15 protein-coding genes are annotated in these 23,799 nt (G+C 65.7%); 11 read left to right on the plus strand and 4 right to left on the minus strand.

Annotated elements, in window-relative coordinates; all coding sequences use genetic code 11:
- Positions 1 to 11: 11 nt before the first annotated feature.
- The 3 genes from hemH to K9B33_RS05850 are packed head-to-tail and all read right to left on the minus strand — an operon-like array spanning position 12 to position 3,750.
- The gene (hemH, locus tag K9B33_RS05840; RefSeq protein WP_224547358.1) at positions 12 to 1,013 is read right to left on the minus strand and encodes a ferrochelatase; all 1,002 of its coding nucleotides are present in this window, start codon (positions 1,011 to 1,013) and stop codon (positions 12 to 14) included.
- Positions 1,010 to 3,277: a xanthine dehydrogenase family protein molybdopterin-binding subunit gene (locus K9B33_RS05845; protein ID WP_224547360.1), complete on the minus strand. Its 2,268-nt coding sequence runs from the start codon at positions 3,275 to 3,277 to the stop codon at positions 1,010 to 1,012. Before K9B33_RS05845 ends, hemH begins: the two co-directional genes overlap by 4 nt.
- 38 nt (positions 3,278 to 3,315) lie before the next feature.
- Complete coding sequence (locus K9B33_RS05850; RefSeq protein WP_224547361.1) at positions 3,316 to 3,750, minus strand: CoA-binding protein; 435 nt, start codon at positions 3,748 to 3,750, stop codon at positions 3,316 to 3,318.
- 87 nt (positions 3,751 to 3,837) lie between these two features.
- On the opposite strand from K9B33_RS05850, the gene K9B33_RS05855 reads away from it, so the two are divergent.
- Positions 3,838 to 4,296, plus strand: a complete 459-nt coding sequence (locus K9B33_RS05855) for a GNAT family N-acetyltransferase (RefSeq protein WP_224547362.1) — start codon at positions 3,838 to 3,840, stop codon at positions 4,294 to 4,296.
- Here K9B33_RS05855 and K9B33_RS05860 read toward each other — a convergent pair whose 3' ends face one another.
- Entirely contained in the window at positions 4,297 to 5,289 is a 993-nt protein-coding gene (locus K9B33_RS05860) for an Mrp/NBP35 family ATP-binding protein (protein ID WP_318011083.1), read from the minus strand.
- Positions 5,290 to 5,363: 74 nt separating this feature from the next.
- On the opposite strand from K9B33_RS05860, the gene hflK reads away from it, so the two are divergent.
- The 10 genes from hflK (at position 5,364) to rpoC (ending at position 23,738) form a co-directional block, all read left to right on the plus strand.
- On the plus strand, positions 5,364 to 6,479 hold the full coding sequence (gene hflK / locus K9B33_RS05865) for an FtsH protease activity modulator HflK (protein WP_224547363.1): 1,116 nt from the start codon (positions 5,364 to 5,366) through the stop codon (positions 6,477 to 6,479).
- The gene (gene hflC / locus K9B33_RS05870) at positions 6,479 to 7,327 is read left to right on the plus strand and encodes a protease modulator HflC (protein WP_224547364.1); all 849 of its coding nucleotides are present in this window, start codon (positions 6,479 to 6,481) and stop codon (positions 7,325 to 7,327) included. The genes hflK and hflC overlap by 1 nt, the downstream gene beginning before the upstream one ends.
- A gap of 136 nt (positions 7,328 to 7,463) precedes the next feature.
- Positions 7,464 to 8,972, plus strand: a complete 1,509-nt coding sequence (locus tag K9B33_RS05875; RefSeq protein ID WP_224547365.1) for a Do family serine endopeptidase — start codon at positions 7,464 to 7,466, stop codon at positions 8,970 to 8,972.
- A gap of 127 nt (positions 8,973 to 9,099) precedes the next feature.
- Positions 9,100 to 10,731, plus strand: a complete 1,632-nt coding sequence (locus tag K9B33_RS05880; RefSeq protein WP_224547366.1) for a helicase HerA-like domain-containing protein — start codon at positions 9,100 to 9,102, stop codon at positions 10,729 to 10,731.
- 35 nt (positions 10,732 to 10,766) lie between these two features.
- Complete coding sequence (locus K9B33_RS05885; RefSeq protein ID WP_224547367.1) at positions 10,767 to 11,156, plus strand: hypothetical protein; 390 nt, start codon at positions 10,767 to 10,769, stop codon at positions 11,154 to 11,156.
- Positions 11,157 to 11,282: 126 nt separating this feature from the next.
- Positions 11,283 to 12,587, plus strand: a complete 1,305-nt coding sequence (locus K9B33_RS05890; protein ID WP_224547368.1) for an MFS transporter — start codon at positions 11,283 to 11,285, stop codon at positions 12,585 to 12,587.
- Positions 12,584 to 13,513, plus strand: coding sequence for a cysteine synthase A (cysK, locus tag K9B33_RS05895; protein WP_224547369.1), 930 nt, complete (start codon positions 12,584 to 12,586; stop codon positions 13,511 to 13,513). Before K9B33_RS05890 ends, cysK begins: the two co-directional genes overlap by 4 nt.
- A 21-nt stretch (positions 13,514 to 13,534) precedes the next feature.
- Positions 13,535 to 14,872, plus strand: a complete 1,338-nt coding sequence (locus K9B33_RS05900) for a cell wall hydrolase (protein WP_224547372.1) — start codon at positions 13,535 to 13,537, stop codon at positions 14,870 to 14,872.
- A 331-nt stretch (positions 14,873 to 15,203) separates the two neighbouring features.
- Positions 15,204 to 19,367 carry a DNA-directed RNA polymerase subunit beta gene (gene rpoB / locus K9B33_RS05905; protein WP_224547374.1) on the plus strand — a complete coding sequence of 1,388 codons (4,164 nt, stop codon included), beginning with the start codon at positions 15,204 to 15,206 and terminating at the stop codon, positions 19,365 to 19,367.
- 84 nt (positions 19,368 to 19,451) lie between these two features.
- A complete protein-coding gene (gene rpoC, locus K9B33_RS05910) occupies positions 19,452 to 23,738 on the plus strand; it encodes a DNA-directed RNA polymerase subunit beta' (protein ID WP_224547375.1) in 4,287 nt (1,428 codons plus the stop codon).
- Positions 23,739 to 23,799: the final 61 nt, after the last annotated feature.

Genomic DNA, 23,799 nt, shown 5'->3' on the forward strand with positions numbered 1-23,799 from the left:
TGCAACAGGGGTCAGTCGATCCAACCCGAAAGCTCGCGGCCCATAAGCCTCTGATAGAGAGTGATAGCTTCCGCCGACGCGTTTAGACAGGGCAAAAGGGCAAATTTTTCGCCACCTTGGGCCAAAAAAACCGCTTTCGCGCGCAGGGCGATTTCCTCTAGGGTTTCAAGGCAATCCGCCGCGAATCCGGGTGTGACCACAGCAATATTGCGGACACCGTCTTTCACCAATCTGGCGAGCGTCGCTTCGGTTTCCGGTTCGAGCCATTTGGCCCGGCCGAAGCGTGACTGGAAGCTCATATGAACCGGCAGAGCCAGCGCTTCGCGGAGCAAGCGAACGGTCTTGACCGACTGGCAATGATAGGGGTCGCCCAGATGCAGCGTGCGTTCGGGCATGCCGTGGAAACTGGCGAGCAGCGCGTCGGGCACGAAGTCGAGCGCGGCGACATGCCGGTCGATCGACGCCTTGAGCGCGGCGATATAGGCCGGATCGTCATGATAGGGCGGCAGGGTGCGGATGGCGGGCTGCCAGCGCATCGCGGCCAGCGCGGCGAAGGCGGCGTCATTGGCGGTCGCGGTGGTAGCCGCGCAATATTGGGGATAGAGCGGCGCGAGCAGGATGCGCTCGCAGCCTTGCGCCTTCATCGCCGCAAGCTTCTCCGCAATGGCGGGATTGCCGTAGCGCATCGCCCAGTCGACCACCACGCCCTGCCCCATCGCCTGTTGCAGCGCATGCGCGGTGACGCGGGTATGGACGGCCAGCGGCGAGCCGTCCGGCGTCCACACCTGCTGATAGGCATGGGCGGATTTCTTCGGCCGGGTGGTGAGGATGACGCCGCGCAGGATCGGTTGCCAGAGGAGTTGCGGAATCTCCACCACGCGCCGGTCGGACAGAAATTCCGCCAGATAGCGGCGCACCGCACCGGCGTCCGGCGCGTCCGGCGTGCCGAGGTTGATGAGCAGCACGCCGACCTTGGGCGTGGGGATGGCGGGATGATCGGGTGGCAGGGTCATGCGGTGCCCACTAGCGGCAGACTGCGCAGCCGTTGCCCTGTCCATGTGTACAGGGCGTTGGCGATGGCGGGCGCGACGAGCGGGGCGGCCAGATCGCTGACGCCGGCCGGATCGGCGGTGCTGCGCATCAGTTCCACCGTGACTTCGCCGATGTCGGCGAGGCGCGGCAGGTTCATGCGGCCGAGGATGGCGCGGGTCGGCAGGCCGCGCTCATAGGGAACGGAGGCGCCCATCGCATAGGCGAGGCCATAGACCAGCCCGCTTTCGATCTGCTGGCGAGCGATGTCGGGATTGACCTGATCGCCGGCGTCGACGGCCGCGACGATGCGGCTGACGCTGAGTTTATCGCCGTTCATCGCCGCCTCCACCATGATGGCGGCATAGGCGCCGTCCATCATATGGGCGGATAGCCCCTGCCCGCTGCCCGCTATGCCGCCCTGCCAGCCGCCCATCGACGCCGCGGTCGACAGGCAATGGGCGAGGCGCGGATTGCCGCCCAGCATCTGGATGCGGAAGGACATGGCCTCCATCCCCGACAGATGCGCCAGTTCATCGACGAAACTTTCCGTGAAGAAAGCGCCGTGGAGATGGGCATTACCGCGGGTGAAGCCGAGCGGCAGGCCGACGTCGGTCGGGAAATGATCGACCGCCCAGTTGGGAATGGCATAGGGCGGGGCCATGCCGGCGACGGCCAGCCGGGTCGCCTTGTCCACTGCATCCGCCGCCGCAACGTGCGGCAAGACGCCATCGGCGATGCGCGCCCATGTCTGCGTCAGCGCGCAAGGCGCGGCGACCTTCGCCAGCCAGCCTTCGATCGCGCCGTTGCGGCCGAGCTTGGCCGCCATGCGGGCGTGGGCGGGGGCGCTGGGCCGATCCTGCACCACATCCTCCAGCCGCGACCAGAGCAGTTGCACCGGCCGCCCCATGTCGCGCGCCAGCAGCGCCGCCTGCACCCCGGCATCGCAATCCATCCTGCGGCCGAACGACCCGCCGGCATGGAGCGGATAGAGCGTCACCGCCCGTTCCGGCAGGCCCAGCGCATCGGCGATCGCCGCGCGGGCGAGGCCGGGCGCCTGCGTCGCCATCCAGATTTCCGCGCCGTCGTCGGTGACGCGGGCGGTGGCGCACTGGGGTTCGAGCGCCAGATGCAGCCCGGCATCGACCTGATATTCGCTGGCGAGGATGGTCGCCCCCTCGAACACCGGGGCCAGATCGCCCTGGGCATAGAGGCGGCGACCGTCCGACCCCGCAAAAGCCGCCTCCAGCGCATCGTCGATGCCGCCACTGCTGACCGGAACGCCGCGCAGGGTAAAGACCGGGTCGGCGAGGTCGAGCGCCTTGTTGGCGGCCCACCAATTGCTGGCGACCGCGGCGACCCAGCGTTCCTGCCGCACGAGCTTGAGGAAGCCGGTGACGCTGCCGGCGGCGCGTTCGTCCAGCCCGGCCAGCAGGGCGTCGCCGATCGGTCCCTGCCGGATCGAGGCATAGACCATGTCGGGCAGACGAATGTCGGCGGTGAAATTATGGCTGCCGTCGATCTTCGACGGGGTATCGAGCCGCGGCAGATCCTGCCCGGAAAGGCGGCCATCCTGCCCCTGGCGATAGGGCAGGATATCGGGCAGGTCGAACCGGGCGGCATCCGCGACCACATCGCCGATCTTCATGCGGCGCGCGCCGCCGTCAGAGATGATGCCATCCTGAATGTCGCAGCTTTCCCAGGGAATGGTCCAGCGCGCCGCGGCCGCCTTGCACAGCAGAACGCGAGCCGCGGCGCCGGAGTCGCGATAAGCATCGCGGAACATCGGAACGGAGGTGCCGCCGCCGGTCAGCATCAGCGCGCCGCGCGTCGCATATTGGCCGATCGCCCAGTCGCCAGCGTCACCGAGCAGCCGCGTCCAGTCGCTCGCGAGCCATTCACGCGCCAGCAGGGTGTTGGCGTAGAGCGGGCTGATCGGCGCGCTCTGCACCGCGATGGTGCGCCAGTCGGCGCCCAGTTCGTCGGCCAATATCTGCGGCAGGACGGTGGTGACGCCCTGCCCCATTTCGGTCTGCGGCACGACGACGATGATCTGGCCGGATGCATCGATCTTCAGGAAGGCGTTGACGATGGTTTCGCCGGGACCGGCGTTGAGATTGGGCTGGTAGCTGCGCGGCCATACGCCCCAGGCGAGCAACAGCCCCGCCGCTGCGCCACCGCCGATCAGCAGCGTGCGCCGGTTGATGCCCTGATGTTTGCCGGATTGCTTCCGCGGGGTGCGCGCCATGCCAGCCTGATAGAGCCGCAGGCGCGCGCTGCCTAGCGTTAATCGGCACCTATCGGCGCGAGGCCGAGCCGGGGGATGTCGATCGCGGGACAACGATCCATCACCACCTTCAACCCGGCCGCTTCGGCGCGCGCCGCCGCCGCTTCGTCGACGACGCCCAGTTGCATCCACACCGCCTTGGCCCCGGCGGCGATGGCGTCGTCCACCGCCTCCCCCGCCGCTTCGCTGCGACGGAAGATATCGACCATGTCGACGGCCACGCCGATGTCGGACAGGCGGCCCCAGACAAATTCGCCATGGACATGCTCACCGGCAATCTGCGGATTGACCGGCAGGACGCGATAGCCATGGTCCTGAAGGAATTGCATCACGCCATAGCTGGGGCGGTCCGGGCGATCGGAAATGCCGACCAGCGCGATGGTGCGGGTTTCCGACAGCAAGGCGGCGATGTCCTGCGGGGCGGTGAGCGGCATGGCGTATCTCCTTTGCGACCGAGATGGAGAGGACGCGGGCGAACGCAAGACGTTCCTTTCCTCGCGCATCCGCGATAATCACAGGCCATGTTCGCCATTCGCCCCGACGACCTGACCGACCCGCAAACCCGCGCGCTGCTGGCGCTCCACCTGGCCGGGATGCAGACCGACAGCCCGGCCGACGCGGTGTTCGCGCTCGACCTGTCCGGGCTACGATCGCCCGATATCAGCGTGTGGACCCTATGGGACGGCGCGACCATCGCCGGGGTCGGCGCGTTGCGGATGCTGGATGGCGAGCAGGGCGAGATCAAGTCGATGCGCACCCATCCCGATTATCTGCGGCGTGGGGTGGCCACAGCGCTGCTGCGGCACATCATCGCGGCGGCGCGCGACCGCGACATGGCACGCCTGAGCCTGGAAACCGGCCGGGGCGCGGCGTTCGAACCGGCCCTGTCGCTCTACCGCGCCCATGGCTTCAGCGATGGCGCGGCGTTCGGCGATTATGAACCGAACGGCTTCAGCCAATATCTGCACCTGACGCTGTAATCAGGCCGATGCCTTGAGCCAGTCGGCGACCTTGCGCGCGATGGCGTGGAAAGCGTCGGCATGGACGCCCTCGCCCGCCGCCGGTGGATCGCCTGCGTCGGAGCGGCGACGGATGTCGATCGCCAGGGGCACGCGGCCGAGGAAGGGCATGGACAGGTCGCCGGCCGTGCTTTCTGCACCGCCATGGCCGAAGGGATCGGAGACTTCGCCGCAATGCGGGCAGGCATAGCCGGCCATATTTTCGACCAGACCGATCATCGGCACCCCGGCCTGATGGAACAGGCTGACCGCGCGGGTGGCGTCGATCAGCGCCAGATCCTGCGGCGTGGACACGATCACTGCACCGGCGGGCTTGTGCTTCTGCACCATCGTCAACTGGATATCGCCGGTGCCGGGCGGCATGTCGACCACCAGCAATTCGGCGTCGCCCCATTCGGCGTCGATCAACTGGCTGAGCGCATTGCCCACCATCGGCCCGCGCCAGGCCAGCGCCTTGCCCGGTTCCACCAGATGCGCCATCGACAGCATCGGGATGCCCAGCGTGCCGGTGACGGGAATCAGCTTCTTGTCGCGGGCCTGCGGCTTTTGATCCTCGCTCCCCATCAGCCGCGCCTGCGACGGGCCGTAGATATCGGCGTCGACCAGCCCGACCTTCAGCCCCAGCCGGTGCAGCGCGACGGCGAGATTGGCCGATAGCGTCGATTTGCCCACCCCGCCCTTGCCCGACGCAACGGTCAGGATGCGCAACGGCGCCTTGGGGGCCGGCGTTTCTCCGGGTTTCCGCTCCGCCGTCATGGCGATGCGGACGTCGGTGACGCCGGACACGGTCAGCGCGCCTTCGCGAATCGCCGCGGCCAGCCCCTCGCGCCGGTCGGGGTCCAGTCCGCCCACGTCGAGGGCGATCGTCATCACCCCGTCCTTGAGGCGCGGCGCGCTGGCGCGGCCATCGGTCAGGGCGGTCAGACGGGCGGAGAAATCGGCAAGATCGGTCATGGCCATGCCCTGTAGGAAATAATCGCGGCCATTTGCACTGTTTTTCGGAGAAGAGCCTTCCTATAGAAGATGCCATGAGAAGAATATTCGGGTGGATGCCCGCGATCGCAGCGATGGTCCAAGGCCCCTGGGGCGGCAAGAATGACGGACCCGACGGGGACGGGCAGAAGGGCGGCGGCGGCGACGGCCCGCGCAACCCATGGACCCAGCCGGGCAAGCCCACCGCCGGTCAGAAGGGACCGTCCGCGATCGACGAACTGCTGCGCCGCGGCCGCGAAAGCTTCGGCCAGGGCGGCGGTGGCGGCTTTGGCGGCATCCCCCCGCGCGGGGCCGGCAAGGCGCTGTGGCCCGCGGCGATCGGCATAGTGGTGATATTGTGGCTGGTCCTGACCAGTTTCCACCGGGTCGGGCCGCAGGAGCGCGGCGTCGTCACCCTGCTCGGCAAATATAGCCGCACCCTGACGCCGGGCATCAGCCTGACCCTGCCCGCTCCGTTCGAGGCGGTGACGACGGTCGATGTCGAGGAAATCCGCACCATCGATATCGGCTCCGCCAGCGCGGAGAGCGAAAATCTGGTGCTGACGGGCGACCAGAATATCATCGACCTCGCCTATTCGGTGCGCTGGAATATCCGCAATCCGGAACTCTATCTGTTCCAGCTGTCGGACCCGGACGCCAGCGTGCGCGAGGTTGCGGAAAGCGCGATGCGGTCCGTGCTCGCCAGCGTCAGCCTGGACGATGCGCTGGGCGCCGGGCGCACCGCGATCGAACAGCAGGTCGAATTGCGGATGCAGGAGATATTGGACGGCTACAAGTCGGGCATTCGCATCCAGGGCGTCGCGATCAAGCAGGCCGATCCGCCGACCGCCGTCAACGACGCGTTCAAGGCGGTGTCCGCCGCGCAGCAGACGGCGCAGACCTATCTCAACGAAGCGCGCGCCGCCGCCCAGCAGGTGACGGCCAAGGCGCAGGGCGAGGCCGCGGCTTTCGACAAGGTTTATGAACAATATAAATTGTCGCCCGACGTGACCCGCCGCCGGATGTATTATGAAACCATGGAGGGCGTGCTGTCGAACGTCGACAAGACCATCGTCGAAGGTAACAATGTGACGCCCTACCTGCCGCTACCCGAAATCAAGCGCCGTGCGCAGGCCGCCCCGGCGGACGCCACCAGCACGGGAGGCCAGTGATGCCCGGTATCTTGCGTCATCCGGTCGCCCTTGCCCTGGTTTTGCTGGGCCTGCTGATCCTGGTCGGCAGCACGATCGCCATCGTGCCCGAAACCAAGCAGGGCGTGGTCGTCCGTTTCGGCGACCCCAAGGAGATCATCAACCGCTACCGTCCCAATGAAAGCTTCGGCCAGACGGGCGCGGGCGTCATCTGGCGCTGGCCGTTCGTCGACCAGATCGTCTGGATCGACAAGCGCGTCCTCTCGGTCGAGATGGAGCGGCAGCAGGTGCTGTCGACCGACCAGTTGCGCCTGCAGGTCGACGCCTTCGCCCGCTATCGCATCGTTGATCCGCTGCGCATGTATATCGCGGCGGGCAATGAGGAGCGCGTGGGCGAGGCGCTGCGCCCGATCCTGGGGTCCGCGCTGCGCAACGAACTGGGCAAGCGGCCATTCGCCGCGCTGCTCAGCCCCGAACGCGGCCAGGTGATGCAGAATATCGAGGCGGGGCTGGACCGGGTCGCGCGCCAATATGGCGCGGAGATCGTGGACGTGCGGATCAAGCGCGCCGACCTGCCCGACGGCACGCCGCTGGAAAGCGCCTTCACCCGGATGCGCACCGCGCGCGAGCAGGAAGCGCTCACCATTCGCGCCCAGGGCGCCAAGCAGGCGCAGATCATCCGCGCAGAAGCCGACGCCAACGCTGCGCGCATCTATGCCGAGAGCTTCGGGAAGGACCCGTCCTTCTACGATTTCTATCGCGGGATGCAGAGCTATCGCTACACCTTCGCGCCCGATCGGCCGGGCCAGACCAACATCATCCTGTCGCCGGACAATGAATTCCTGCGGCAATTTCAGGGACGACGTTAAACTTTCGTCATGATCCCCCGGAGATCATTACGGAACCAGCGTCATTCAATGAGGGTTAAGGCAGGGCGGAGCATCTGAGGGCTTCCTAAAAGTCCCGCCTTCCTTACCCCTGAAGCTTTGAAGAGGACCGTCACGAGTGCGTTACGCTTATGCCATCACCGGCGCCCTGCTCCTCGGCGGCACTGCCATTGCCGTCACCACCAGTTCCAATGTCGGGGCGCAGACCGCGCAGAATGAAGGCCTGACGGCAGCAGCGCCCGCGGGCGCGCCAGCCAGCCTCGCCGACATGGTCGAGAAGCTGCAACCCGCCGTGGTCAATATCTCCACCAAGCAGCGGGTGAAGGTGCAGAACCCCTTCGCCGGTACGCCGTTCGGCGATCTGTTCGGCCAGGGCCAGCAGGGCGGACAGCCGCAGACCCGCCAGGCCCAGTCGCTGGGATCGGGCTTCCTGATCTCCGCCGACGGCTATATCGTCACCAACAACCATGTGGTGTCGGCCGGGGCCGAGGGCGCGAGCGTCGATTCGATCACGGTCACGATGACCGACAAGCAGGAATTTCCCGCCAAGCTGATCGGCCGCGACGCCGCGACCGACCTGGCGGTGCTGAAGATCGAATCGCCAAAGCCCCTGCCCTTCGTCAAGTTCGGCGACAGCACCAAGTCGCGCGTGGGCGACTGGGTGGTCGCGATCGGCAACCCCTTCGCCCTGTCGGGCACGGTGACGGCAGGCATCATCTCCGCCCTGCATCGCGGCACCGGCGGCAGCTACGACAAGTTCATCCAGACCGATGCGTCGATCAACCAGGGCAATAGCGGCGGCCCGATGTTCGACATGCGCGGCAATGTGATCGGCATCAACAGCCAGATCCTCTCGCCATCGGGCGGCAATGTCGGCATCGGCTTCGCCATTCCGTCGGAACAGGCTGCGCCGATCGTCGATACGTTGCGCAAGGGTCAGGCGATCAAGCGCGGCTATCTGGGCGTGCAGATCAGCCCGCTGGGCGAAGACCTAGCCGACTCGCTGGGCCTGGCCAAGAATCGCGGCGAATTCGTCCAGGGCGTGGAACCGGGCAAGGGCGCGGAGAAGGCCGGGATCAAGGCGGGCGACGTGATCGTCAGCGTCGCCGGCCAGGAAGTGACCGCGGACCAGAATCTGTCGTCAATCGTGGCCAACCAGAATATCGGCGCGCGCGTGCCGATCGTCCTGATCCGCAACGGCCAGCGCCAGACCGTCACGGCAATCGTCGGCGAACGGCCTTCCGAAGACGAGCTGAACAATTTCGCCCAGCCGCAGGGGGACGAAGATTTCAGCCAGCAGGACCAGAATCCGGGCCAGGCGACGCAGCAGGCGCTGGGCATTTCGGCGATCCCGCTGACGCCCGGCATCATCCGCCAGCTCGGCGTTGCGGCTGACACGAAAGGCGTCGTCATCACCGCCGTCGACGGATCGACCGATGCGGGCGCCAAGGGCCTGCGTCGCGGTGACGTCATCATCAGCGCGAACAACCGCCCGGTCGCGACCCAAGCCGAGTTGGACGCGCAGGCGAAGGCCGTGGCGGCGCAGGGCCGCAACGCCATCCTGCTGCAGGTGTTGCGCCGCGGCCAGCCGGCCATCTTCCTGCCGATCCGCCTGCGCGACAAATAAGCGGCACTTGCCGATGGTGTCTGGCTCGCTAGAGTTGGGATAGCCAATCAGACCCGTTCGGGCCGGGCCTGTCGACATCGCGCGACAGGCCCGGGGCGAGCGGGTCTTCTTTTTTCGGGGATTTCAGATGAGCGACGGTATCTTCATCGGGCTTGGCGCACCGGACAAGGACGGGGGCGTCCCGCAGACATTGAACCTGCGCCGCGCCAATCGCCATGGGCTGATCGCCGGGGCGACCGGCACCGGCAAGACCGTCACGTTGCAGGGCATCGCCGAGAGTTTTTCCGCGCTGGGCGTGCCGGTGTTCCTGGCCGATGTGAAGGGCGACCTGGCCGGCATATCCATGGCCGGATCGCCCACCGCCAAAAATGCCGACAAGCTGGTGGCGCGCGCGGCGGAAGTCGGCATTGCCGATTATGCCTATGCCGACAATCCGGCGATCTTCTGGGATCTATATGGCGAGCAAGGCCATCCGATCCGCACCACCGTCAGCGAGATGGGGCCGCTGCTGCTCGCGCGGCTGATGGGCCTCAACGAGACGCAGGAAGGCGTGCTGTCCATCGCCTTCAAATATGCCGATGAGGAAGGGCTGCTGCTGCTCGATCTGGGCGATTTGCAGGCGATGCTGGCCTATTGCGCGGAGAATGCCGATACGCTGTCGGCCCGCTACGGCAATGTTACCAAGGCCAGCGTCGGGGCGATCCAGCGGCAATTGCTGCAACTGGAAAGCCAGGGCGGCGACCATTTCTTCGGTGAACCCGCACTCGACATCCATGACATGCTGCAAGTGGACGAGAAAGGCCGCGGCTATGTGAACGTGCTGGCGGCCGACAAGCTGATGCAGAGTCCCAAGCTCTACGCGACCTTCCTGCTGTGGCTGCTGTCCGAACTGTTCGAGACGCTGCCCGAAGTGGGCGACCCGGACAAACCCAAGCTGGTCTTCTTCTTCGACGAGGCCCATCTGCTGTTCGACGATGCGCCCAAGGCGCTGACCGACAAGATCGAGCAGGTCGTGCGCCTGATCCGGTCCAAGGGGGTGGGCGTCTATTTCGTCACGCAGAACCCGATCGACATTCCAGAGGATGTGGCCGGGCAACTGGGCAACCGGGTGCAGCACGCGCTGCGGGCCTTCACGCCCCGCGACCAGCGCGCGATCAAGGCGGCGGCAGAGACCTTCCGCATCAATCCCGACCTGGATGTCGAGACGGCGATCACCGAATTGAAAGTGGGCGAGGCGCTGGTGTCGCTGCTGCAGGAGGATGGATCGCCCGGCATCGTGCAGCGCACGCTGATTGCCCCGCCGCGGTCCCGACTGGGGCCGATCGACGCGAAGGAGCGCGCGATCATCCAGTCGATATCGCCCTGCGCCGGCAAATATGATGACGCGGTGAACCGGGAATCGGCCGAGGAAATCCTTGCCGCCCGCGGGCAGGCGTCGGCTGCGGCCGCGCAGGCGTCCAAGGCGCAGGCGGAAGCCGACAAGGCCGCTGCGGCGCAGGCCAAGGTCGAAGCGAAGCAGCGCGAAGCGGAACTGAAAGAGCAAGCCCGGCGCGACGCGGCCGAAGCGCGCGAGGCGGCCAAGCCCAGCGCCTTCGACAAGGCGATCCAGTCGGCCACGCGGGCGGCGGGATCGTCGGTCGGTCGGCAGGTCGCCAACGAACTGGGCCGCGCGGTGTTCGGGGGCACGAGCCGCAAGTCGTCGTCGGGCGGGATCGCCGGCAATCTGGTCCGCGGTATCTTGGGCAGCCTGTTCAAATAGGCTATGCCGGTCTACCGGCAGGGAGGCAGCGCGTCATGCAGAAGACAGCGATTTGGACAGTAATAGCGCTGGTCGCGGCCAGCCCGCTCCACGCCCAGACGATTGATCCCCATCATGTCATCGGCGCTGCGATCGCCAGCGACATCGCGCGTGACCGGCAGGCCGAGCGCGACGCCCGTCGCACGCCCTATGCCTCACCTGGCTATGGCCCGATCGCATCGGTCGCCGCCGCGCGCGACGCCTGCGCTGCCAAGGCGCTCTACCAGGCCGGCCCCAACGGCAAGCTGATCGGTCGACCCCGCGCCAGCACCATGGCGACCGGGTGGGAGGTGGAGGGCGAGATCGGCTTTGCCGATGGCGGGGCCGTGCCCTTCGTCTGTTCCGTACGCAACGGATCGGTCAGCAGCGTGCTGTTGCAACGCTGATCGGCTAGGTGGGGCGGAGCGATGGATCGCCGCCCGCCCCGCTCATAGGTCGCAAAGCAAATCTTGTTGCATGGTGGGCCGCACCCCTGTTGCTTCGGCAATATAAGCGCCGCTAAAGCCGTGGCCATGACGGCTGCCCCCTCCCCCCGCCACCCCCTGCATTTCGGCAATTTCCGGGCCTATCTCGCGGGACGGCTTTGCGCCGTGCTGGCGCAATACAGCATGATGATCGTGCTGGCGTGGCAGGCCTATAATATCGCGCGGGAGACGATGACGACCGCAGGCGCCTCCGCACAGCTTGGCCTGATCGGGCTGGCGCAGTTCCTGCCGCTTTTCTTCCTGACACCCGTCACCGGATGGGTCGCCGACCATTATGACAGGCGGATCATCACCCGGCTGACGCTCACCTTGCTGACGATCGCGGCCGGGCTGCTTGCCTTCGCCACCTATGAAGGCTGGGTCAACCTGCCGCTGATCTTCGGGATCGCCGTCATCGTCGGGATCGCCCGCGCCTTCAACGGCCCGGCCTATGGCGCGCTGGCGCCCAATCTGGTGCCACCAGCCGTGCTGCCCACCGCTATCGCCATTTCCAGCGTCTCGTGGCAGGCCGGGATGATCGCGGGACCGGCGGTAGGCGGCTATGCCTATGCCGCCACCCCTTGGGGCGCCTATGCGCTGGCGGCCATCCTCTATGGCGTGGCGCTGGGCGCGATGCTGCTGATCGGGCCGGTGCCGCAGCCGCCGCGCGACACCAGCCGCCATCCGGTACGCCAGATGATCGACGGCTTCACCTATGTGAAGGGCAACCGGCTGGTGCTGGCGACGATTACGCTGGACCTGTTCGCGGTGCTGCTGGCGGGCGCGACCGCGCTGCTGCCGGTCTATGCCCGCGACATATTGCATGTGGGGTCGGCCGGGCTGGGCCATCTGGCGGCCGCGCCCGGCATCGGCGCGGCGGCGACCGCGCTCTGGTTCTCTTTCCGCCCGATGAAGACCGAGGTGGGGCTGAAGATGCTGGGGTCGGTCATCCTGTTCGGCCTGGCCACCATCGCGTTCGGCTGCACCGCCTTCCTGCCGCGCGGCATCGCGATCGAGGCGGGGATCGCATCGCTGGTGGTGCTGGGCGGCGCGGACATGGTGTCGGTGTTCGTGCGCCAGTCGCTGGTCCAGCTGCACACGCCCGATGCGATGCGCGGGCGGGTGTCCAGCCTGTCGCAGCTCACCATCTCCGCCTCCAACGAACTGGGCGAGGCGGAGTCCGGTTTCCTCGCCGCCTTGGTCGGCCCGGTCGCGGCGGTGATCGGCGGCGGCGTGGGGGCTATCATCATCACCCTATTCTGGGCGCGACTCTTTCCCGAATTGCGCCTTGCACGAAGCTTCGATCCACCCGACATCGGGCGAGAAGAGAACAGCCAGGAGAAAAACCCATGAAAGCTGCCACCATTCTCGAAACCATCGGCAATACGCCGCATGTCCGCATCAATCGCCTGTTCGGCGATGCGCCCGCCGGCACCGAAGTGTGGATCAAGTCGGAACGGTCCAATCCCGGCGGGTCGATCAAGGACCGTATCGCGCTGGCGATGATCGAAGCGGCCGAGGCCAGCGGCGAATTGCAGCCGGGCGGCACCATCATCGAGCCGACATCGGGCAATACCGGCGTGGGCCTGGCCATGGTCGCGGCGGTCAAGGGTTACAAGCTGGTGCTGGTCATGCCCGAAAGCATGTCGATCGAGCGCCGCCGGCTGATGCTGGCCTATGGCGCCAGCTTCGACCTGACGCCGCGCGAAAAGGGCATGAAGGGCGCGATCGAACGCGCGCTGGAACTGGTGTCGCAGACGCCGGGTAGCTGGATGCCGCAGCAGTTCGAAAATCCCGCCAATATCGACGTGCATGTCCGCACCACGGCGCAGGAGATACTGGCCGATTTCGCCGACGCGCCGATCGACGCGCTGATTACCGGCGTGGGCACAGGCGGCCACATCACCGGCGTGGCCGAAGTGCTGAAAAAGGCGTGGCCGGCGATCAAGATCTTCGCGGTCGAACCGACCCTGTCCCCGGTCATCAGCGGCGGCCAGCCCGGCCCGCACCCGATCCAGGGCATCGGCGCAGGCTTCATCCCGGCGAACCTGCATACCCAGTTGCTGGACGGCGTGATCCAGGTCGATCCGGCCGACGCCAAGGACTATGCCCGCCGCGCCGCGACGCAGGAAGGCCTGCTGGTCGGCATCTCGTCGGGCGGCACGCTGGCGGCGATAGCGCAGAAGCTGAAGGAACTGCCCGCGGGCAGCCGGGTTCTGGGCTTCAACTATGATACCGGCGAACGCTATCTGTCGGTGCCCGACTTCCTGCCCGAATAAGACTTTACCGGCAAGCGTGGCATGATCGACCCATCTCCCCCGGCCCGGCCGCATCCGTTCCTGTGGCTGGTCTGGGCGCTGCTGTTTGTCGGCCTGCCCGCACTGGTCGCCGCCTGGGACACGCGGGCGCGGCCGGACGCGGGCGCGCGCCGGATGGCCGTGGTCGAAGTCGGACGGATGAAACGCCCCACCACGCCGCCGCCGCCAGTGGAGCCGGTCGAGGTCTTCGCGCTGGAGCGGAACCAGGCGGTGGCGTTCAACGCGACCATCCCCTTTTCGCGAGATCCCAACCCGGCCGCCCGGCCCTTCCGCTTTTCGGGCTCCGAAACCGATCTGGCGCGTGCGACCGATTGCCTGGCGGCGGCGGAAATCTTCGAGGCGGGCGACGACGCCGTGGGCGAACAGGCGGTGGCGCAGGTGGTGCTGAACCGCGTGCGCCACCCCGCCTTCCCCAAGACGGTCTGCGGCGTCGTGTTTCAGGGACAGGAACGGCGCACCGGATGCCAGTTCACCTTCAGTTGCGACGGGGCGCTGACCCGCACGCCGGGCGAGGCCGCTTGGGGCCGCGCGCGCGAGATCGCCCGCGCCGCGCTGGCGGGCAAGGTCTACAAGCCGGTCGGCCACGCCACCCATTATCATACCGACTGGGTCGTGCCATACTGGAGCGGCAGCCTGGACAAGATCGCGGCGGTGGGCACGCACCTCTTCTTTCGCTGGCGCGGCTGGTGGGGGACGCCCCCCGCTTTCCGCCAGAGCGAGGACAAGGGCGAGCCGCTGATCGGCCGGATCGCGCGCTTCTCGCCTGCGCACCAGGGTGGGACGGATACCCCCTTGATGCCTCCGCCGACCGTGGCGGCGGCGGAGGCTGCCGCAGCGCTCGCCGCCCGGCCGCAACAGACGATCGGCGCGGATTCGCTGGGGCGCACGGTGGCGGGAGTTCGGCTGATCGCGATCGCGCCGGGGGCGAAGAGCTTCCTGGTCGAACTGCCCGCCGGCAGCGGCGGCGCGGATGGCTGGCCGGCGATGGCGCAGACCTTCTGCGCGGGGCGCGCCGAATGCCGGATCATGGCCTGGCGACCGGGCGCTGCACCGGCGGGCCTGCCTCTCAGCGACGCGCAGATGGCGACGATGAGCTTCGCCTATATCCATAACGCCGGCAGCGGCTTGCAGCGGGCGCTGTGGAATTGCGCGCAGACGCCGCGGACGGCGAAGGGGGAATGTATGCGCCAGCGCCTGCCCACCATTGTCCCCACCCTACCCACCGAAGCGCTGGCCGGTGTCCGGCGCAAGGGGCGGTTCGAAACGGTGAAGATCGCGCCGATCACGCCCGCCGGTGAGACAAGAACAGCGGCACCTTGAACGCTTGGCGTTTTGGCGGGCTTCCCTGCCCCCTTCACAAACCGGGCGCCAGCGCCTATATCGGCGGCAATCCGGTCGTCCTCTGCGCTGTGCGTAACGGGATAGGCCGTCCCCCGGATCGCTCGGGGTCTGGCTTCGAATTGCGCGCGAAGCTGGCGGAATTGGGCGAATTTTGGCGGGTCACAAAGTGCTGATAGTGCGGATCGGACAGTCCCGGCCCGCACTTTTTTGCGTGGATTGGCGGGTGCGAATCACCCCCTATTCCATCGCGCTTGGACTGAGTTTTCGCTGGGATGCGGAAAAACGCGACGAATGAAGGCAAGGACAACGCATGGCGACCAGAGCTCTCCCCCCGATCAGCAACACCGGCGCGAAGAAGCGCATCAGAAAGGTGTTCGGCGACATCCACGAAGTGGTGCAGATGCCCAACCTGATCGAGGTCCAAAGGGAGAGCTATGAACAGTTCCTCCGGTCCGACCCGTCGATCGGCTATGTGTCGGGCCTGGAAAAGACGCTGCGCAGCGTCTTCCCGATCCGCGATTTCGCCGGCACCGCCGAAATGGACTTCGTCCATTATGAGCTGGAAGACCCCAAGTACGACGTCGAGGAATGCCGTCAGCGCGGCATCACCTATGCGGCGCCGATGCGCGTTACCCTGCGCCTGATCGTATTCGAAGTCGATCAGGACACCGAAACCCGTTCGGTCCTGGATATCAAGGAGCAGGACGTCTACATGGGCGACATGCCCCTGATGACGGGCAACGGCACCTTCATCGTCAACGGCACAGAGCGCGTCATCGTGTCGCAGATGCACCGTTCGCCGGGCGTCCTGTTCGACCATGACCGTGGCAAGACCCACTCGTCGGGCAAATATCTCTTCGCCGCGCGCGTCATCCCCTATCGCGGTTCGTGGCTCGACTTCGAATTCGACGCCAAGGACATCGTCAACGTCCGTATCGACCGCAAGCGCAAGCTGCCGGTCACGGCGCTGCTTTTCGCGCTGGGCCTGACGCCCGAAGATATCCTGGGCGAATTCTACAACAAGGTGACCTATGTCCGCGGCGAAGGCGGTTGGGTCATCCCCTATCTCGCCGAAGCCTGGCGCGGCCTGAAGCCCGCCTTCGACATCGTCGATGCCAAGACCGGTGAAGCGATCTTCCCCGCCGGCACCAAGATTTCGCCGCGCGCCGCCAACAAGGCGGAAAAGGACGGCCTGGAAACGCTGCTGATCCCGACCGAGGAAGTCTATGGCCGCTACAGCGCCTATGACCTCATCAACGAGAGCACCGGCGAAATCTATATCGAGGCCGGCGACGAAGTGTCGCCTGAAAATCTCGAAAAGCTGGACAAGGCGGGCATCGACCGCCTGGAACTGCTGGACATCGACCATGTCGGCACCGGTCCCTGGATCCGCAACACGCTCAAGGCCGACAAGGCCGAAGACCGCGACCAGGCGCTGAGCGACATTTATCGCGTCATGCGTCCTGGCGAACCGCCGACGAAGGAAACCGCCGAAGCGCTGTTCGCCGGCCTGTTCTTCGACCCGGAGCGCTACGACCTGTCGGCCGTGGGCCGCGTGAAGCTCAACATGCGCCTCGACCTCGACGCCGAGGACACGGTCACCACCCTGCGCGTCGAGGACATCCTCGCCGTGGTCAAGGAACTGGTGAACCTGAAGGACGGCAAGGGCGAAATCGACGATATCGATAACCTCGGCAACCGTCGCGTCCGTTCCGTCGGCGAACTGCTGGAAAACCAGTATCGCGTCGGCCTGCTGCGCATGGAGCGCGCCGTCAAGGAGCGCATGTCGTCGGTCGACGTGTCGACCGTGATGCCCAACGACCTGATCAACGCCAAGCCCGCCGTGGCCGCCGTGCGTGAATTCTTCGGCTCGTCGCAGCTGTCGCAGTTCATGGACCAGACCAACCCGCTGTCGGAAGTCACCCACAAGCGCCGCGTGTCGGCGCTTGGGCCGGGCGGTCTGACGCGCGAGCGCGCAGGCTTCGAAGTCCGCGACGTTCACCCGACGCACTATGGCCGCATCTGCCCGATCGAAACGCCTGAAGGCCCGAACATCGGCCTGATCAACAGCCTCGCGACCTTCAGCCGCGTCAACAAGTACGGCTTCATCGAAACCCCGTACCGCAAGGTCGTGGACAACAAGGTCACCGACGACGTCGTCTATCTGTCGGCGATGGAAGAGGCCAAGCACACGATCGCGCAGGCCAACGCCGAAGTGAATGCCGACGGTCATTTCGTGGAGGATCTGATCTCCTCGCGCGAAGCCGGCGAATTCCTGATGGCGCCCCGCGATCACATCACCCTGATGGACGTCAGCCCCAAGCAGCTGGTGTCGGTCGCCGCATCGCTCATTCCGTTCCTGGAAAATGATGACGCGAACCGCGCCCTCATGGGTTCGAACATGCAGCGTCAGGCCGTGCCTCTGGTACGGGCCGAAGCGCCGTTCGTGGGTACCGGCATGGAAGGCACGGTCGCCCGTGACTCCGGCGCGGCCGTCGCGTCCAAGCGGGCGGGCATCGTCGATCAGGTCGACGCGACCCGTATCGTCATCCGCGCGACCGGCGACATCGAAGCCGGTCAGTCGGGCGTCGACATCTACACGCTCCAGAAGTTCCAGCGTTCCAACCAGGACACGTGCATCAACCAGCGTCCGCTGGTGAAGGTGGGCGACCTGATCGAAGCCGGCGACGTCATCGCCGATGGCCCGTCGACCGAGTTCGGCGAGCTGGCGCTGGGCCGGAACACGCTCGTCGCGTTCATGCCCTGGAACGGCTATAACTACGAAGACTCCATCCTGATCTCCGAACGTATCGTGAAGGACGACGTCTTCACCTCGATCCATATCGAGGAGTTCGAGGTCATGGCCCGCGACACCAAGCTGGGGCCGGAGGACATCACCCGCGACATCCCGAACGTCGGCGAGGAAGCGCTGCGCAACCTCGACGAGGCGGGCATCGTCTATATCGGCGCCGAAGTGGAGCCGGGCGACATATTGGTCGGCAAGATCACCCCCAAGGGTGAATCGCCGATGACCCCGGAAGAAAAGCTGCTCCGCGCGATCTTCGGCGAAAAGGCGTCCGACGTGCGCGACACGTCGCTGCGCCTGCCGCCGGGCGTTGCCGGGACCGTCGTGGAAGTCCGCGTGTTCAACCGTCATGGCATCGACAAGGACGAGCGCGCCATGGCGATCGAGCGGGAGGAAATCGACCGCCTCGCCAAGGATCGCGAGGACGAACGCGCCATCCTCAACCGCGCCACCTTCAACCGGCTGCACGAAATGCTGCTGACGCAGATCGCGTCTGCGGCTCCCAAGGGGGTCAAGAAGGGTGTCGTGATCGACGAGGCCCTGCTGGCCGAAGTCGAGCGTCACGAGTGGTGGAAATTCGCAGTCGAGGACGACAGCCGCCAGGCCCAGATCGAGGCGATCAAGGGTCAGTATGACGAAGCGGTGAAGTCGATCGTCGACAAGTTCGAGGATCGCGTCGACAAGCTCCAGCGTGGTGACGAACTGCCGCCGGGCGTGCTGAAGATGGTCAAGGTGTTCGTCGCGGTGAAGCGCAAGCTGCAGCCGGGCGACAAGATGGCCGGCCGTCACGGCAACAAGGGCGTCATCTCGCGCATCCTGCCGGTCGAGGACATGCCGTTCCTGGAAGACGGCACCCATGTCGACATCGTGCTGAACCCGCTGGGCGTGCCGTCACGCATGAACGTCGGGCAGATCTTCGAAACGCATCTGGGCTGGGCTGCCCGCGGCCTTGGCCAGCAGCTCAAGCATGCGCTGGAAGACTGGCGCGAGGCCAATCCGAACCCGTCGGCGGGCGACATGCCCGACGCGGTCAAGGAACGGCTGCTGACCTCCTATGGTCCGCGCTATGCCGAGCAGATCGAAGCACGCTCGCCCGAGCAGATCATCGATCTGGCCGAGCATCTCCAGCGGGGCATCCCGATGGCGACGCCGGTGTTCGACGGCGCCCGTGAAGCGGACGTGTCTGCGATGCTGTCGCTGGCCGGCCTGCACACGTCGGGCCAGTCGGACCTGTATGACGGCCGCACCGGCGATCGGTTCGACCGCAAGGTGACCGTGGGCATCATCTACATGCTGAAGCTGCATCACCTGGTCGATGACAAGATCCATGCCCGTTCGATCGGCCCCTACTCGCTTGTCACGCAGCAGCCGCTGGGTGGTAAGGCGCAGTTCGGTGGCCAGCGCTTCGGTGAAATGGAGGTCTGGGCGCTCCAGGCCTATGGCGCGGCCTATACGTTGCAGGAAATGCTGACGGTGAAGTCGGACGACGTGGTCGGCCGCACCAAGGTCTATGAGGCGATCGTCAAGGGTGACGACACGTTCGAGGCCGGTATTCCCGAAAGCTTCAACGTGCTGGTCAAGGAAATGCGCTCGCTGGGCCTCAACGTCGAACTCGCCACGATGGACGAGGTGCCCGACGACGACGGCTTCGCGCAGGCGGCAGAATAAGGGACTCTATGGGCGCTGTCTCCCGAAGACAGTGCCCGCTCCCCTTCTTCGCCCGGAAATTTACCCTCTAGAGGGACTGATATTATGAATGAACTGACCAACTTCGCGAACCCGGTCCAGAAGCCGGAAACCTTCGACCAGATCCAGATCGGCCTGGCTTCGCCCGAGCGCATCCGGTCCTGGTCCTTCGGCGAGATCAAGAAGCCGGAAACCATCAACTACCGCACGTTCAAGCCCGAGCGAGACGGCCTGTTCTGCGCGCGCATCTTCGGTCCGATCAAGGATTATGAATGCCTGTGCGGCAAGTATAAGCGCATGAAGTACAAGGGCATCGTCTGCGAAAAGTGCGGTGTCGAAGTCACGGTGAGCAAGGTGCGCCGCGAGCGCATGGGCCATATCGAGCTGGCCGCCCCGGTCGCGCACATCTGGTTCCTCAAGTCGCTGCCCTCGCGCATCGGCCTGCTGCTCGACATGCAGCTCAAGCAGCTTGAGCGCGTCCTCTATTTCGAATCCTATATCGTCACCGAGCCGGGCCTGACCCCGCTCGAAAAGTTCCAGCTTCTGAACGAAGACGAACTGCTCGACGCGCAGGACGAATATGGCGAAGACGCCTTCTCCGCCGGCATCGGCGCGGAAGCGGTCAAGCAGATGCTGATGGATCTCGACCTGGAAGGCGAGAAGCAGGCGCTGCTGGACGAGCTGGCCGTCACCAAGTCGGAACTGAAGCCCAAGAAGATCATCAAGCGCCTGAAGGTCGTCGAGAGCTTCCTGGAATCGGGCAACCGCCCCGAATGGATGATCCTGGACGTCGTCCCCGTGATTCCGCCCGAACTGCGCCCGCTGGTGCCGCTGGACGGCGGCCGCTTCGCGACGTCGGATCTGAACGACCTGTATCGCCGCGTCATCAACCGCAACAACCGCCTGAAGCGGCTGATGGAACTGCGCGCGCCGGACATCATCGTCCGCAACGAAAAGCGCATGTTGCAGGAAGCCGTCGACGCCCTGTTCGACAATGGCCGTCGTGGTCGCGTCATCACCGGCGCGAACAAGCGTCCGCTCAAGTCGCTGTCCGACATGCTCAAGGGCAAGCAGGGCCGCTTCCGCCAGAACCTGCTCGGCAAGCGCGTCGACTATTCGGGTCGTTCGGTCATCGTGACCGGTCCTGAGCTGAAGCTGCATCAGTGCGGCCTGCCCAAGAAGATGGCGCTCGAACTGTTCAAGCCCTTCATCTACGCCCGCCTCGACGCCAAGGGTCTGTCCATGACCCTGAAGCAGGCCAAGAAGTGGGTCGAGAAGGAGCGCAAGGAAGTCTGGGACATCCTGGACGAAGTGATCCGCGAACATCCGGTCATGCTGAACCGCGCGCCGACGCTGCACCGTCTGGGCATCCAGGCGTTCGAACCCGTGCTGATCGAAGGCAAGGCGATCCAGCTTCACCCGCTGGTCTGCTCGGCCTTCAACGCCGACTTCGACGGTGACCAGATGGCCGTCCACGTTCCGCTGAGCCTTGAGGCCCAGCTGGAAGCGCGCGTGCTGATGATGTCGACCAACAACATCCTCTCGCCCGCCAACGGCAAGCCGATCATCGTGCCGTCGCAGGACATGGTGCTGGGCATCTATTATCTGTCGATGGAACGCGAAGGCGAGCCGGGCGAAGGCATGTTGCTGTCCGACATGCAGGAGGTCCATCAGGCCCTCTTCACCCAGTCGGTGACGCTGCATTCCAAGGTCATCAGTCGCGTGCCGCAGACCGACGAGGCGGGCAACGCCTATCTCAAGCGCTACGAGACTACGCCGGGCCGGATGCTGCTGGGCGAATGCCTACCCAAGTCGCACAAGGTGCCGTTCGACGTCGTCAACCGCCTGCTGACCAAAAAGGATGTGGGCGACGTGATCGACGAGGTCTATCGCCACACCGGCCAGAAGGACACGGTGCTGTTCGCCGACGCCATCATGAGCCTGGGCTTCCGCCACGCGTTCCAGGCCGGCATCTCGTTCGGCAAGGACGACATGGTGATCCCGGACTCGAAGGAAGGCACCGTCGCCGAAACCAAGGCGCTGGTGGCCGACTACGAGCAGCAATATCAGGACGGCCTGATCACCCAGCAGGAAAAGTACAACAAGGTGATCGACGCCTGGAGCCGTTGCGGCGACCAGGTCGCGAACGCCATGATGGACGAGATCAAGGCCCAGCCCAAGGACCCGCAGACCGGCCGCCTCGCGCAGATCAACTCGATCTACATGATGGCGCATTCCGGTGCGCGTGGTTCGCAGGCCCAGATGAAGCAGCTCGCCGGCATGCGTGGCCTGATGGCCAAGCCGTCGGGCGAGATCATCGAAACGCCGATCATCTCGAACTTCAAGGAAGGCCTGACCGTTCTTGAATATTTCAACTCCACCCACGGCGCGCGCAAGGGCCTGGCGGATACGGCGCTCAAGACGGCGAACTCGGGTTACCTGACCCGCCGTCTGGTCGACGTGTCGCAGGACTGCACCATCGTCGAGGAAGATTGCGGCACCGAAAAGGCGCTGGAGATGAAGGCGATCGTCCAGGGCGGTTCCGTCATCGCTTCGCTCGGCGAGCGCATCCTGGGCCGCACCACGGCGCAGGACATCGTCGACAGCAAGGATGGCAGCATCGTCATTTCGATCGGCACCCTGCTGGACGAACCGATGATCGCCAAGATCGAAGCGATCGGCACCCAGGCCGTCAAGATCCGCTCACCCCTGATCTGCGAAAGCCGGATGGGCGTGTGCGGCAAATGCTACGGCCGTGACCTTGCCCGCGGTACGCCGGTGAATATCGGCGAAGCGGTCGGCGTCATCGCGGCGCAGTCCATCGGCGAGCCGGGCACGCAGCTCACCATGCGGACCTTCCACATCGGCGGCGCGGCGAACTTCAACGAAACGTCGAACCTGGAATCGATGGCGGACGGCACGATCGAACTGCGTGACATGCCGACCATCACCGACAAGCATGGCCGTCGCCTGTCGCTCGCCCGCAACGGCGAGATCGCGATCATCGACAGCGAAGGCCGCGAGCGCGAAACCCATCGCCTGCCTTATGGTGCCACCATCCTGTTTGCCGATGGCGACGCCGTGAAGAAGGGCGAGCGGTTCGCCGAGTGGGATCCGTTCACCATGCCGGTGATCACGGAAAAGCCGGGTATCGTGAAATATGTCGACCTGATCGACAGCAAGACGCTGACCGAACAGACCGACGAAGCCACCGGCATCGCCCAGCGCGTCGTGACGGAACATCGTGGTGCCGCCCGCACCAAGGAAGACCTTCGCCCGCGCCTCACCCTGCTGGACGATCAGTCCGGCGAAGCCGCCCGCTATATGCTGGCAGTGGGTGCGACGCTGTCGGTCGACGATGGCGCCCAGGTGCAGGCCGGTGACGTGCTGGCGCGTGTCAGCCGCGAAGCGGCCAAGACCCGCGACATCACCGGTGGTCTGCCGCGCGTCGCCGAGCTGTTCGAAGCCCGCAAGCCCAAGGACAATGCGATCATTGCCAAGGTGTCGGGCCGCGTCCAGTTCCTGAAGGATTACAAGGCGAAGCGTAAGATCGCCATCAATCCGGAAGATGGCGGCGAGCCGGTCGAATATCTGATCCCCAAGAGCAAGGTGATCGACGTTCAGGAAGGCGACTTCGTGAAGCGCGGCGACAACCTGATCGGCGGTTCGCCCGATCCGCACGACATTCTGGAAGTGCTCGGCATCGAGCCGCTGGCCGAATATCTGGTCGCCGAAATCCAGGAAGTCTATCGCTTGCAGGGCGTGAAGATCAACGACAAGCACATCGAAACGATCGTTCGTCAGATGCTGCAAAAGGTCGAGATCATCGAGTCCGGCGACACCACCCTGCTGGTGGGCGAGCAGATCGACCGCGAGGAAATGGACGAGATCAACAGCAAGCTGGCAGCGGGCTTCGCGCCCGCGGCGGGCAAGCCGGTGCTGCTCGGCATCACCAAGGCGTCGCTGCAGACCCGTTCGTTCATCTCGGCGGCGTCCTTCCAGGAAACCACCCGCGTCCTCACGGAAGCGGCGGTCCAGGGCAAGAAGGACACGCTGGTCGGCCTGAAGGAGAACGTCATCGTCGGCCGCCTGATCCCGGCAGGCACCGGTGCGGGCATGAACCGCCTGCGCGTCGCCGCCTCGTCGCGTGACGCGGCGTTGCGGGCCGCGCTGCGCGCTTCGAGCCAGGTCGACCTGATCGCCCCCAAGTCGGCCGCAGCCGAACGTGCGGCCGAACTGGCGCAGGGTCCGGAAGCGGCGATCGGCAATGATCCGCTGGCCGCTGTCGAAGGGGAAACCCATGGCACCGATGCGGACGCGGGCGATTACCTGCTGAAGAGCGACGGCGAATAAGCCCTTTGAAACTGCGGGAGCCGCTTCCTATATAGGCGGCGGCTCCCATGCCCTTCGCTCC

This window comes from Sphingobium sp. 3R8 (assembly GCF_020166615.1).
GTDB lineage: Bacteria > Pseudomonadota > Alphaproteobacteria > Sphingomonadales > Sphingomonadaceae > Sphingobium > Sphingobium bisphenolicum.

Excerpts from the sequence above, each read along its gene's own strand:
- hemH (WP_224547358.1), bottom strand. The coding sequence starts at position 1,013 with ATGACCCTGCCACCCGATCATCCCGCCATCCCCACGCCCAAGGTCGGC.
- K9B33_RS05845 (WP_224547360.1), bottom strand. The coding sequence starts at position 3,277 with ATGGCGCGCACCCCGCGGAAGCAATCCGGCAAACATCAGGGCATCAAC.
- K9B33_RS05850 (WP_224547361.1), bottom strand. The coding sequence starts at position 3,750 with ATGCCGCTCACCGCCCCGCAGGACATCGCCGCCTTGCTGTCGGAAACC.
- K9B33_RS05855 (WP_224547362.1), top strand. The coding sequence starts at position 3,838 with ATGTTCGCCATTCGCCCCGACGACCTGACCGACCCGCAAACCCGCGCG.
- K9B33_RS05860 (WP_318011083.1), bottom strand. The coding sequence starts at position 5,289 with ATGACCGATCTTGCCGATTTCTCCGCCCGTCTGACCGCCCTGACCGAT.
- hflK (WP_224547363.1), top strand. The coding sequence starts at position 5,364 with ATGAGAAGAATATTCGGGTGGATGCCCGCGATCGCAGCGATGGTCCAA.
- hflC (WP_224547364.1), top strand. The coding sequence starts at position 6,479 with ATGCCCGGTATCTTGCGTCATCCGGTCGCCCTTGCCCTGGTTTTGCTG.
- K9B33_RS05880 (WP_224547366.1), top strand. The coding sequence starts at position 9,100 with ATGAGCGACGGTATCTTCATCGGGCTTGGCGCACCGGACAAGGACGGG.
- K9B33_RS05885 (WP_224547367.1), top strand. The coding sequence starts at position 10,767 with ATGCAGAAGACAGCGATTTGGACAGTAATAGCGCTGGTCGCGGCCAGC.
- K9B33_RS05890 (WP_224547368.1), top strand. The coding sequence starts at position 11,283 with ATGACGGCTGCCCCCTCCCCCCGCCACCCCCTGCATTTCGGCAATTTC.
- cysK (WP_224547369.1), top strand. The coding sequence starts at position 12,584 with ATGAAAGCTGCCACCATTCTCGAAACCATCGGCAATACGCCGCATGTC.
- K9B33_RS05900 (WP_224547372.1), top strand. The coding sequence starts at position 13,535 with ATGATCGACCCATCTCCCCCGGCCCGGCCGCATCCGTTCCTGTGGCTG.
- rpoB (WP_224547374.1), top strand. The coding sequence starts at position 15,204 with ATGGCGACCAGAGCTCTCCCCCCGATCAGCAACACCGGCGCGAAGAAG.
- rpoC (WP_224547375.1), top strand. The coding sequence starts at position 19,452 with ATGAATGAACTGACCAACTTCGCGAACCCGGTCCAGAAGCCGGAAACC.